Genomic DNA, 11,392 nt, shown 5'->3' with positions numbered 1-11,392 from the left:
GATGGTCATCCTATCCCCAGCCAACGAGAAGCCTCTGCTGGCTACTGTTTATCAGCGAAACGGCTGAGTAGTCGGGCGAATGTCGTTTCCAAACGCCCGCTGCGGCGTTGCGTTGCTAGCGCCTGGAGGCAGCCTCACTTCGGCGCTTGATATGTTCAGACCCTCTGGGCGCCGTGCCCATGGCGCTTTTGGTGAGTGCTTAAACGCTCATCAATCAACCCCGAGCGCCTTGAACACGGCCTCCACCGGCTCGCCATAGAAGCTGGTCTGGAACTTGGTGAACAGCTCTGCCGGAATGGTCGGGATATCCTTGGCGCTGCTCATCGGTAGGCAAACACGCTTACCGCCAGCGTCAAATGCCACTTGCAGGCATTCGGCGATGCTTTCCACCGGGGTGATGCTGCCGCCCAAGCTCATGTCGCCGAGTACCACCATCTGGCCTTGTGCGGGGCGGCCCATCAGGCCGGAGGCGAAGGCCACCAGGCTGGGTAGGGCCATGTGAGTCAGCGGGCCGGTGTTTTGCAGCTCGACCACATGCAGGTGGAAGTCGTGCTCCAGCACCTTGGCCGAGGCACTGATGCGCGAGGCGTTGGCTTTGAAGTAGTCGAAGGCGATTTTCACCTGCTCCTTGGCCATGGTGGAGTTCCACAGGCCCGAGGTGGCCAGTTTTCCGCTGCCCTTGGTGACCTGCAGTTCGATCCGGTACAGGCCTGGCATGCCTTTGCCGCTCAGGCCGATGGTGTGGATGAAACCTGGCTTGCCCGGCCCTTCGGCAATCAGCCCGCCGCCGCCTTGTTCTTTCACGGCGATGAAGTGTTCTTCCAGGGTTTCGTTGTCGATGTAGCTGAAATGCACGTCGTAGAACTCCATGCCGCCGATCTTCTTCAGCTGCTCCTTGACCCGTCGGCGCACCTGCAGGGCGTACTCCAGGCACTGGCGCACGTCTTCCTTGCTGAACACGTCATGCGGGTAGAGCAGCTTGAGCAGGCCGGACACGGTCTTGCGTACGGCGATCACGTCGCGCTGGTTGAGGTTGTTGCCCAGCTTGAAGTGCTTGTCGATGGCATCGGCGAAGCTGCGCTTGCGCATCTCCCGGAAGAATTCGGCCAGGTAGTCGACGATCAGGCCGTACTTGTTGGTGAAGTACTCAGGGCGCATCTTCGGAATCTCCCAGCCCGGGATATAGGCATGGAAGCGGTCGAAGAAGGCCGCGTCGATCATCTGCTTCGGGAAGGGCGCCAGCAGGTGGCTGGTTTTCACCAGGGACTCGACGCTCTGGTTGATGTTGCCGACAAACACCATGGAGGCCGAGGCTTCCATCTGCTCACGGCCGCGGCCGAAGGAGCCGGAGGCCATATAGTCCTTCATGATCTGCACGCCATCCTTGTCCTTGAAGTTGATGCCGGCGACCTCGTCGAAGGCGACCACATCCCAAAGACCGACCAGGCCGATGCGCCGGCTGCTCATGTTGTAAAACAGGTTGGCCACGGTGGTTTGCCCACCGGACACCAGCATGCTGTTGGGTGAGCACTCTTTATAGATATGGCTCTTGCCGGTACCGCGCGGTCCAAGCTCGCAGACGTTGTAGTTGTTCTCGACGAAGGGAATCATGCGGGCCAGCAGGTGCCACTGCACATCTTCTGCCAGGGTCGAAGGCTCCATGCCGATCGAGCGAATCAGCGTTTCGCGCCATTGCACGGTGGTCAGTGCTGCGCGCCCGTCAAACAGCTTCTGCATGTTCATATTGGGCATCTGGATCGGTTTGAGCAGCGTCACCCCAAACGGCGAGCCGCTCTGGCCTTCCTCGTGGTAGTAGCTCAGCGTGGCGATTACCCAGATACCGCCTACCAGCAGCTTTTCGTATTCCTTGACGATGCCGGCTGAAATCTCCGCGTCGCGAATGCCGAGGCTACTGAAGGAAGCTTCGTAGCGGTCTTTCTTCTCGTTGAGGCGCACGGTAACGCGATCAATCACCTTGTAGGTGCCGCGCTCGCGCACCAGGGATTTGACCTTCTCGGCCTCGTCCGGGCGAACGTAGTTTTCCGCCAGTATGGTTTTGACATTCTTCAGGCCGTGCTCGATGACCTCGGCGTCATCCGAGGCGCAGTACATGCCGAGCAGGTACTCGAGCACATAGACCGGAACATTGGCGCCTTCCTTGATCAGCTTGGTCAGGTCCTTGCGTACCACGCGGCCGGCGAAATGCTCGTTGAGCAGCTGGTCGAGGTCTTTATCCTGTTCGGTATCCATCTAATAGCGTGCTCTCAAGAGAAGTCGTCGGTGAAGGCCAGGTCGATGGTGACGCGGTAGCGCTCCAGCTCGGTATTCAGGTCCTTGTCACGAATGATCAGGAAATAGTCCTTCCTGCGGTCGAAGTCGTTGCCCGCCAGCGACAGGCGCACCTGCTTCATGCGTTCGCTCATGGCGTCGGTGGCACAGTCGAAGGTCACCACTTCCTCGCTGGATACCGGCTGCTCGTTTTCATAAATCGCAACGGCCACGGTGACGGGTAGCACCTGCTCGCTGACGACTTCGGTCTGGATCAGGTCGAAGCGCTGGATGTTGGTGACCATTTTCAGCGCCGACTTCGGCGAGATGACACCGACCTTGCGCTTGGTGCGCTTCTCGGCTTTCTCACCGCGCAGCTGGTTGACGGTCAGCACCGGCACCACAATCTCCTGCGGCATGGCCCCTCCATGGACGAAGCGCGCACCGCCGATGAAGTGAAAGCGGTTGGCGCCTTTGGGGATCCAGAACCGGGTGTCCGATGTGGTGCCTGCAGTCAGGCGCGTCGTGCCGCTCCAGACCTCCTTGGCTGCCGGCAGGATATGGCCGAGCACATAGCGCTTCTTGCTCTTGAAGGCGCTTGCGGGCTTGTCGACCAGGGTGGTGCGGTCGGCAACCTCCAGCTTGCTCTGCTGGAACAGAAAACCGTGGTCTGCGGTGATCAGCACCGTACTGGTATTGAAGTGCATGAGAATCTTGCGGGTCAGCTCGGTCAGCTCCTCGATGGCGACCTCCACATGGTGGAAGGTATCCGCTTCGGACGGTCCGCCGCTGTCGCTGCGGTCATCGATGACGTTGTGATAGACGTAAACCAGTTGCTGGTCCTTGAGCGCCTCGCGGCCTTCATCCCGCGACCAGGCCTTGACCTGCTCGGCAGTCACCGCCATGCTGTTGTATTGGCTGAGAATCTTGTCGCGCTGAAGCGTTCCGGCGCTGGACTGACCATCGACGAATACCGTATCGCTGGCGCTCTCGCGGTACTCCAGGGTCTTGTGCGGCAAGAGCGCGGCCATGCCCAGCGTGGTGTAGCTGGGCAGTACACCCAACTGGCTGGCCAGGGTCGCCTCGCTGTAGCGCTTCTCGTTGATCCGCTCGCGCAGCTCCATGGCTGCCTCGTAGCGCAAGGCATCGCTGATGATGACCACCAGGCGCTTGCTGCGATTTTTCTCGAACTGAGGGCGCACCCAGCGCTCGTAGAAGTCCTGCTGGTTGGGTACGCCGGCGATCTTCCAGTGTTCCAGGCGTTGCTCGGCCTCAACGCGGTCGCCCCAACTGCGACCCAGCTGATCGAGTTGCTCGACCTTTTTCACCAGTGCTGCACGTGGGCGGATGATGCTGGCCGGGAAGGTGCGGTCGCCGATCAACGCCAGATCGCCTTTCTGCTGCAGCGGCTCGATGCCCATGGCCGGGATGCTGGAATCCTTAATGCCAAACAGCGCCGCGCGCTTGCTCATGGCGGCAATAAAGGCGGTGCGCGCCTTGGGGGCGTAGCGTTTGATGTTGTTGGTGTTCATGGGGTGTCCTTTTTCCACAGCTGGTCCATGGGAACAGCAAACGTATTGGGTGTGTGCGCCATGGGCAGCGTGCTGGTACCGGTGTAGAGCAGGATGCCGCCCTGCCAGTTGCCGCCGGCCTGCTCGGCCAGCCTTGCCAGGCCTCGGCCGTCTTTGCTCTGCACGGAAGCGGCTTTTTTGATTTCTACGCCCCAGAGGCGGTCGCCTTGTTCGATGACCAGATCGACTTCGAGCTGATCTTTGTCGCGGTAATGGGAAAAGCGCAGTTCGTTGTCGACCCAGCCGGCTTGGCAGATCAGCTGTTGCACCACAAAGCTTTCCAACACGCCGCCAAAGGCGTTGTCGGGCTGGTTCCAGTCCGCCGTTTTTAGCCCGCTCAGTGCGCAGCAGAGGCCAGAGTCGATGAGGTGAATTTTGGGCGCTTTGATCAGGCGCTTGGCGGCGTTGCGGTGCCAAGCGGGCAGCGTGCGAATCAAAAATAGGCGCTCGAGTACTGACAGGTAGCGGCCGATGGTGTCGCGCTGCAGGCCGATGTCCTGCATGAGGTTGCTGATATTGATCAGGTTGCCGGTGCGCAGGGCAATCAGTTTGAGCAGACGTAGCAGTTCATCACCGTCGCGAATATTGGCAATGTCTTGAACATCGCGCTGAACAATTGCGTTGAGGTACTGGCGATACCACTGCCGGGCACGCTGCTCGTTGCGGGTATTGGGTTCTGGATAACCACCGCTCACCACGGCATCGGCAACGCCGGCCACCGGGGGTTGAATACCGCTGATGGCCGGTTTTAGCTCGCCGGCCAAGAGGCTTGCGAGCAGGGAATGCGGGCTGTGGTGTTTTTCCTGCTCGGACAGCGGATTGAGGTATATCACCTCCATGCGCCCGGCCAAGGATTCTTGCACACCGGGCAGCAACAGCAGGTTGGCTGAGCCGGTGAGAATGAAGCGTCCGGGGCTGCGGTCGTTATCCACCGACAGCTTGATGGCAAGTAGCAACTCAGGCACGCGCTGCACCTCATCGAGGATCACCCTGCCCGGCAAGCCGGCCACAAACCCCATTGGGTCATAGCGGGCGGCCGAGAGCAGCGTGGCGTCATCGAAAGAGATGTAGGTGCGCTCCGGCTGCAGCTGACGGGCCAAGGTGGTTTTGCCGACCTGACGCGGCCCGAGGATGCACACCACCGGTGTATCACTCAGGGCATCCAGCACTTGCTGCTGCAGGTATCGCGGGTGGTGTGCAGTGGTCACAGGGTTACCCGATGCGTGTAGTTGAGTTGAATGCAGGCAGTCTAAAACAGGTGTCTAGTGTCGTCTAATCTAATGATTAAGGCGCGTCCAAAGTCACGATATGGCTGCGTCTATATTAATGGTTAAGGCCCGTCCAATGTGATGATTATGGCGCTTAAAAAGCCATCATGCCGTTAAGAGAATGATGGGGTGTTGGTCGTGGGCCTTAATGGATTTGAGGTAATCGTGGCCGCTGATTTCCTTGCTCACCAGATGTTCTATCAGCAACGGCTCGGTTATGGCGACATCGGTCATTTCACGTAGGCCGTTCACGATCTGCGTTGCTTTGGTTTGATTGGATTTGAAGCGCGAGTGGTCATCATCACGCGAGCGCTGATCCGCTTCGGTTAGTTTGTCGGCTAGCTGGGTGGCAGTGAGGGGATCAAAGAGATCGCTGTAGTTATCTGCAATCACTGAGGATGCATGTTCGGCAGCCTCCATTTCGTTGGCTTTTAGCAGGCACTGAACACGGGCGGCGTTACACATGGCCAATGCACTGGTCATCTTGCTGAACCAGCCGGTATTGAAGCTGTTTTGCGTCAGGTGATGGCCGATCTCAGCGCGCAGGAAGCCACTTTCCATGGCTAACTGACCTTCGATGGTGAGCCATTCGCCCGCAGGGCTGCGTAAAAACGAGGCCTGCTCGGCCCGCTCAAACAGTACGTAGATATTGGCGAATTTATGCCGCAGGTGTTTTTCCGCTAACTCTTGGAAGTGCTTGTCCATTTGTCTGGACAACTGGGCGATAGCGCTCTCAATGCCTTTAAGCTTTTGATTGATCAGCATAAAGCCCAGCACGCTTACCCCCAGCCCTGTAGCGGCAAGGCCGATGTTGGCGTACTGCAACATCTGCAGCCCTTCAACCATGGTTTTGAGTTGGTGCAGTTGGACGTTGGCATAACCCGAGGACGCCAGATCGAGTGCACTCAAGGGTGAGAATGGGATGAGATTGGCATTGCTGAGCAGCTTCTGAGCTAAGCCCGTTTCCTGGACATGGGCAAGAATGCGCCCCGTTGCGCTGTCTTTGAGTAAGGTGCCAATACGGATGATGCTGCCATCCGCCAAACCACCGGCTAACCCAAAAGGGACCGTGAACGGAATACTCTCAAGCATGACGAAGCTCCTTGATCAGGGTGCTTGCAGTGGTTTCAAGCATGCTGGTCATGCACATCGCCAGTGACTTTTCTTTTTTGCTGTAGTGGATTTTCTTGAGGATTTGTTTATCGACCTTGGCCTTCAGGCGTCTGCGGGCATTGGCCTTAATGCTTTTGAAACGCAGCAAGGTAACCAGCATCAAAATCGCCAGAATTACCGCACCGGCTATCACATTGAGTGTGACGACTACCGTTGTGGTCACGCCCAGAAATCCAAGGACACCGCCGACCGATACAGTGGCTGTAGAGAAGCCCACAAGCGCTGGAATAGTCGCTGCTGTGACCCCGGTTGAAATAGCCGCAGTGGCTATATCGAGCAATGTGCGCTTACCGCTGTGGCCATCTAGAACAGGGCTGAAATCCTCTTCGGGGATGGCGCGAGCAACAACCGATTGCAAATCCATCTCTGCCGCTGTTTTCAGTTCTTTGGCCTTGGTTTGGCACCATTCGGTAAACAGCGGCTGAATGGTGTTGCGCAGGTACCGGCCGGAAAAGAGTGCTTCCCAAAAACTGATTTGGTCAATTTTGGCGTGCAGTTCACTCTGCAACTGCCGCGACTCGACCTCCAGGCGCTGCTGAATTTTTTGTGTCCAGCGATCCTGCCAACTCAAAATTAGCTTTCGCGCTTCCATCACTTCTAGTCTGTTCATGCGCCCCAGTCCTTGGCCTCTAGTCAGCGAAGCCGGATACGTTTGCCTTGTTGAATCTGAGCGTCTAGTTCGACTTTCAAGGCGCTGAGAAAACGATCCACGTCGGCCTGGGTCTCAAGGTAGACGCCATTACCCAGCTTGTTGAAGACGCTGGTGGCGGCGACGTCTACCACCGGTTTGGGTGGGATCACCGGCTTGGCGGCAGGAGTCGGGGAGGGCGCGCGGTCTTCTTTCACCCCGTTACCTTGGCTGGCGGTTTGGGCGGTGATCTTGGCCTGCTCCTGCTGCAACCTGAGCTGGCGTTCGGCCTCGGCCTGGATGGCGCGTTCGAGTTCAAATACGCCGTCATGCAGGCGCTCGTCTGCTGTCTGGGTCTGCAGCATGTAGATATTGGCGATGCTGGTTTCGGTTTCCAGTTCGGCTTTGACCAGTTGCAGCGGGCGCAGCAGGCGGTTGTTCAGCTCTGGGGTGTCGATGCTGCTCTTGGCGATTTCCGCCTGCAGTTGGATGATTTTTTCATCGACGCGGCTCAGGGCATGGCTGCGCTTGTCGGTGAGGATGGCGCTGTTGATGCTTTCGACGGTTTCAACCAGCGCGGCAACCTGATGCAGCTGGTTGTAGGGTGCGGCATTGCTTTCGATGCTGTGCAGCTCGGCCAGAGCCTTGCGCGCCTTGTCGTCTTTCTCCAGTGCCGGCTTGTTCTTTTCGAAGCGGTGCAGGGCCTGCTGCAACTGCTGCCAGGTGTGCAGCTGGTTGCTGAAGAACTCGTGGAGGTCGCGGTAATCCTCTTCCAGGTTGAGGTAGTCGTGCCTGTTGTCGACCACGGCCTTGAAGAAGTCGACGCTGTCGCTGTTACTGAGCAGGCGTTGCAGGCTGAGGATGGCCTGCTCGATGCTGGTTTTACCGGGGAAGCGGCCTACGTCGGTTTTGCTCTTGTAGCTTTTCAGGTTGCTCAGCCAGCCGTTGAAACGCTGGGTGTAAAAATCGAATAGCTCTTTTTCACCGGTCGGGCAAAGGGCGTTGAACAGCTCCTGGGAGAGGTTGCGCGCTTGCTTGAGCAGGGCGTCGTCGGTCTGGCGTTTTTTCTGCACCGAGACTTCACGGCGGCGCCGGCTGTTCTGCAGGTAGTCGAAGACTTCCGCCAGTGGCAGGCTGGGGCCGGCGGCATGAAAGGAGATGCGGTCTACGGCGGCCAGGCGGCCGAGAATCAGCAGGATTTCGCCATCCGGCCAGCCGAAGGGGCGTTTGCTGAAGCGCTCGATGATGTCGGAGACCAGCAAGCGATCATTGCCGGAAGCGCGCAGGCTGATGAACTGTTCGACTTCCTTGATGGCTTGCGGGTTGCCTTCTTCGCCATCCAGGGACAGGCCGAGCTGGGCGATGTCATCGGTGTGCAGTACGGCATGCAGTTCGCGCTCGGGCTAGGCTTGCAGCACGCGCAGGTACCCGAGCTTGGTGTAGGTGTTTTCCAGCAGGTACTGGCAGGCCTCATCGAGCTTGTTCTGGAGGTTGCTGCTGGCAAGCTTGAGGTGCTGGCCAAGGGCGTAGATGTCGGCGCGCTCCATAAGCTCTTCGAGCATCAGGCGCAGGCGCTTTTTACGTTCCTGGTTCTCTGTCTTGCGGTCGTTGTAGATTTTAGTCAGGTCCGGCTGGGTGCCATCATCATTGAGACGAACGAATTTGTTGGTCTTGAGGAATATCCGCAGTTCGCTGAAGAACTCCTTGTTGTCGGGCAGTTTGATCAGGGCCATGCCCGCCGGGGCTTCGTTGCTCTTGTTGAGGCAGCCAGCCTCGCCGTACAGGGCGTAGTCGAGATCCAGCGGAGAGACGACTTCGTGTTTGAGGGTGAGCATCCGGAACGCCTGAACGAAATTCGGGTTTGATTCTGGCGGGTGTAGGGCTGTGTGTAAATGCAGTTACTGTAAGGTTTTTGACGTTTTCGCTAGCCCGCCCATTCTTCGAACGGACTGCGGGCCTGCTGACCCGATTTTCGCGGATCATTTTCGGCTCATTGAGAGTCGCGCCGAATGACAGCAAATTTCCGGTTAGATGCATTCCTTTCTACTGCATAAAGTCCGTGCTTATGCCATAAAACCGGGCTAGCCACGGCTGCCGCCTCAAAATTAACCGAAAACTAGTTTCCCCGTGATTGTGATTTCCCCTTCTATGGCACCACAGAGGGTGATTTGGGCCTGACCCTGGGGCGATTCTGCAGCTCTCCACGTCGAGCAGTTGAAAACCTCAAATCACGCTCTGTCGTTTTGACTAAATTCGCCCGTCTGCCTACTCAAATTTCCGCCTAAACAGGCAATATCGGTCGCCATGGGGGCCTGAGGTACGAAAAAGGCGACCATTTGTATACGCGCCCATATCGAACCAGCAGCCGATTGATGAATTCCCAAACAATATTTATTCGTGACGTAGGGTCAAATCACGGCGAAATTGCTGCGCAATTTTCCGTGCATTGGGAGTCGTTATTTTATATAAAGCTGAATAAAAACAAATGGTTGATATGTGTTGGTAACGAGGATTATGTGTGTGATTTCCCTGCCAAAACACGGAATTTTTTCCCGCTAAAAAATCGTCAAATCACGGTTTGGCAATCCGTGATTTCCCTCCGATTTCATTGGTTTTCATGGGGCCTGAGGTACGAAAAGGGGGCGCATTTGTATGCGCACCCATATCGACCCAGTAGCCGATTGATGAATTCCCAAACAATATTCAGTCGTGACGCAGGGTCAAATCACGGCGAAATTTCTGCGCAATTTTTCGTGCATTGGGAGTCGTTCGTTCATATAAAGCTGAATAAAAACAATGGGTTGATATGTGTTGGTAACGAAGATTATGTGTGTGATTTCCCTGCCAAAACACGGATTTTTTTCCCGCTAAAAAATCGTCAAATCACCTTTTGCCAATCCATGATTTCCCTCCGATTTCATTGGTTTCAGGTGTTGTACGTGTGCTGCAGATCCGGGGAAGGGCGAGCGCCTAATCGAGCTGATCATCAGCGCCATAACCACCAACACAGCACTGGTCGCTGGGGCGAGGGGTGTCCCAAACCAATAAAGGGGGAGGACTGGACTGGCGGGCCTGAAAATCGGCGATCGATTCATTCTGCCCACCAGCAGGTACACAAAAGGTGCACATTTGTATACGCACCGACCATGGCCTGGGCATTTTCAGCGGAAATTGCCGAGATAGAAAACGTTTGCTCTCTCTTGCGTATACAAATGTTCACCTTTTGTATACGCGCAACACTGCAGATCGCAGTTTGACACTGCCTGCCCTGATGCAGTGAGCTGCGGTAATCAATAGCGGTCAGTCGACGGCCTTGACCATGTCCTCGATGACCTTCTTGGCGTCGCCGAAGGCCATCATGGTCTTGTCCAGGTAGAGCAGTTCGTTGTCCAGGCCGGCGTAGCCGCTGGCCATTGAGCGCTTGTTGACGGCCACGGGCTTGGCCTTGCAGGCCTTGAGGGTCGGCATGCCGGCGATAGGCGACTTCGGATCGCTCTTTACCATCAGCTTGACCACTAAAATTGCTGTTTTTAGTGAACGGTGGCTTTGAACACTTTCAGGTCGAAGTTAGACAAATTTAGCCTGTGTCGTAGGCAGACAATTCTCCTCGGCAAGCGCCCAACTCCTGCGCTTAGTCAGATGAGGAGGCCGTAGTGGCTATCAGTGTGTTCGACTTGTTCAAGATCGGTATCGGGCCTTCCAGTTCGCATACCGTCGGCCCGATGCGCGCCGCGGCGTTGTTTCTCGGCACGCTGCGTGAGCGACGCCTGCTGGCGCGGGTGCAGCGTGTGGAAGTGCGCCTGTATGGCTCGTTGTCGGCCACCGGCATCGGCCACGGCAGCGACACAGCTGTGATCATGGGGCTGATGGGCGACTGGCCAGATCAGATCGACCCGGCGCAGATCGCGCCACGCATCGCGGCGTTGCGCGACAGCGGCCAGCTGTTGCTCGACGGCAACCTGCCGGTGGTCTTCGACTGGGCGCGCGACATGTTGCTGCTCGACGAGAACCTGCCCTATCACCCTAATGCCATGACCCTTACGGCCTTCGCGGCCGACGGCAGCGAGCTGAGTAGCGGCACCTATTATTCGGTCGGCGGCGGTTTTGTGGTCGATGCCGAGCAGGCGGCCACCGGCCAACTGGATCAGGATCACACCCCGTTGCCTTACGACTTTTCCAGTGGCGACGAACTGCTGCGCCTGTGCAAGGAGCATGGCCTGCGCGTGTCCGAACTGATGATGGCCAACGAGAAAGCCTGGCGCAGCGAGACGGAAATCCGCAGCGGCCTGATGCGCCTGTGGCAGGCCATGCGCGACTGCGTCGAGCAGGGTCTTGCGCACGAGGGCATCCTGCCCGGCGGGCTCAACGTCAAGCGCCGTGCGGCCAAGCTGCACCGCAGCCTGCAGGAGATGAGCAAGCCCAACGTGATCGGCTCGACCCTCAGCGGCATGGAATGGGTCAACCTGTTCGCTTTGGCGGTCAAC

At 57.4% G+C, this 11,392-nt stretch carries 9 protein-coding genes; 1 reads left to right on the top strand and 8 read right to left on the bottom strand.

Going from position 1 to position 11,392, the window contains the following annotated elements; genetic code table 11:
* Positions 1 to 210: 210 nt before the first annotated feature.
* The 8 genes from brxL to Q8K09_RS05040 all read right to left on the bottom strand — a co-directional run bounded on the left by brxL (position 211) and on the right by Q8K09_RS05040 (position 10,424).
* A complete protein-coding gene (gene brxL / locus Q8K09_RS05075; RefSeq protein WP_305253900.1) occupies positions 211 to 2,250 on the bottom strand; it encodes a protease Lon-related BREX system protein BrxL in 2,040 nt (679 codons plus the stop codon).
* Positions 2,251 to 2,264: 14 nt separating this feature from the next.
* Positions 2,265 to 3,800 carry a BREX-1 system phosphatase PglZ type A gene (pglZ, locus tag Q8K09_RS05070; RefSeq protein ID WP_305253899.1) on the bottom strand — a complete coding sequence of 512 codons (1,536 nt, stop codon included), beginning with the start codon at positions 3,798 to 3,800 and terminating at the stop codon, positions 2,265 to 2,267.
* Positions 3,797 to 5,047, bottom strand: coding sequence for an ATP-binding protein (locus tag Q8K09_RS05065; protein WP_305253898.1), 1,251 nt, complete (start codon positions 5,045 to 5,047; stop codon positions 3,797 to 3,799). Before Q8K09_RS05065 ends, pglZ begins: the two co-directional genes overlap by 4 nt.
* 165 nt (positions 5,048 to 5,212) lie before the next feature.
* A complete protein-coding gene (locus Q8K09_RS05060) occupies positions 5,213 to 6,199 on the bottom strand; it encodes a hypothetical protein (protein ID WP_305253897.1) in 987 nt (328 codons plus the stop codon).
* Entirely contained in the window at positions 6,192 to 6,890 is a 699-nt protein-coding gene (locus Q8K09_RS05055; RefSeq protein ID WP_305253896.1) for a hypothetical protein, read from the bottom strand. Before Q8K09_RS05055 ends, Q8K09_RS05060 begins: the two co-directional genes overlap by 8 nt.
* A 23-nt stretch (positions 6,891 to 6,913) precedes the next feature.
* Positions 6,914 to 8,170 (bottom strand): hypothetical protein, encoded by a 1,257-nt coding sequence (locus Q8K09_RS05050; RefSeq protein ID WP_305253895.1) that lies wholly within the window; start codon positions 8,168 to 8,170, stop codon positions 6,914 to 6,916.
* A gap of 141 nt (positions 8,171 to 8,311) precedes the next feature.
* Positions 8,312 to 8,743: a hypothetical protein gene (locus Q8K09_RS05045; RefSeq protein ID WP_305253894.1), complete on the bottom strand. Its 432-nt coding sequence runs from the start codon at positions 8,741 to 8,743 to the stop codon at positions 8,312 to 8,314.
* A gap of 1,465 nt (positions 8,744 to 10,208) precedes the next feature.
* On the bottom strand, positions 10,209 to 10,424 hold the full coding sequence (locus tag Q8K09_RS05040; protein ID WP_305253893.1) for an NAD(P)(+) transhydrogenase (Re/Si-specific) subunit beta: 216 nt from the start codon (positions 10,422 to 10,424) through the stop codon (positions 10,209 to 10,211).
* A gap of 137 nt (positions 10,425 to 10,561) precedes the next feature.
* Here Q8K09_RS05040 and Q8K09_RS05035 point away from each other — a divergent pair.
* Positions 10,562 to 11,392, top strand: an 831-nt coding sequence (locus Q8K09_RS05035; RefSeq protein ID WP_305253892.1) for a serine dehydratase beta chain, incomplete at its 3' end; no start/stop codon positions are given.

It is taken from the genome of Pseudomonas sp. (assembly GCF_030683065.1).
Lineage (GTDB): Bacteria > Pseudomonadota > Gammaproteobacteria > Pseudomonadales > Pseudomonadaceae > Aquipseudomonas.
This window is presented reverse-complemented; position numbering and strand designations above follow the sequence as displayed.

Excerpts from the sequence above, each read along its gene's own strand:
- pglZ (WP_305253899.1), bottom strand. The coding sequence starts at position 3,800 with ATGAACACCAACAACATCAAACGCTACGCCCCCAAGGCGCGCACCGCC.
- Q8K09_RS05060 (WP_305253897.1), bottom strand. The coding sequence starts at position 6,199 with ATGCTTGAGAGTATTCCGTTCACGGTCCCTTTTGGGTTAGCCGGTGGT.
- Q8K09_RS05055 (WP_305253896.1), bottom strand. The coding sequence starts at position 6,890 with ATGAACAGACTAGAAGTGATGGAAGCGCGAAAGCTAATTTTGAGTTGG.
- brxL (WP_305253900.1), bottom strand. The coding sequence starts at position 2,250 with ATGGATACCGAACAGGATAAAGACCTCGACCAGCTGCTCAACGAGCAT.
- Q8K09_RS05045 (WP_305253894.1), bottom strand. The coding sequence starts at position 8,743 with ATGCTCACCCTCAAACACGAAGTCGTCTCTCCGCTGGATCTCGACTAC.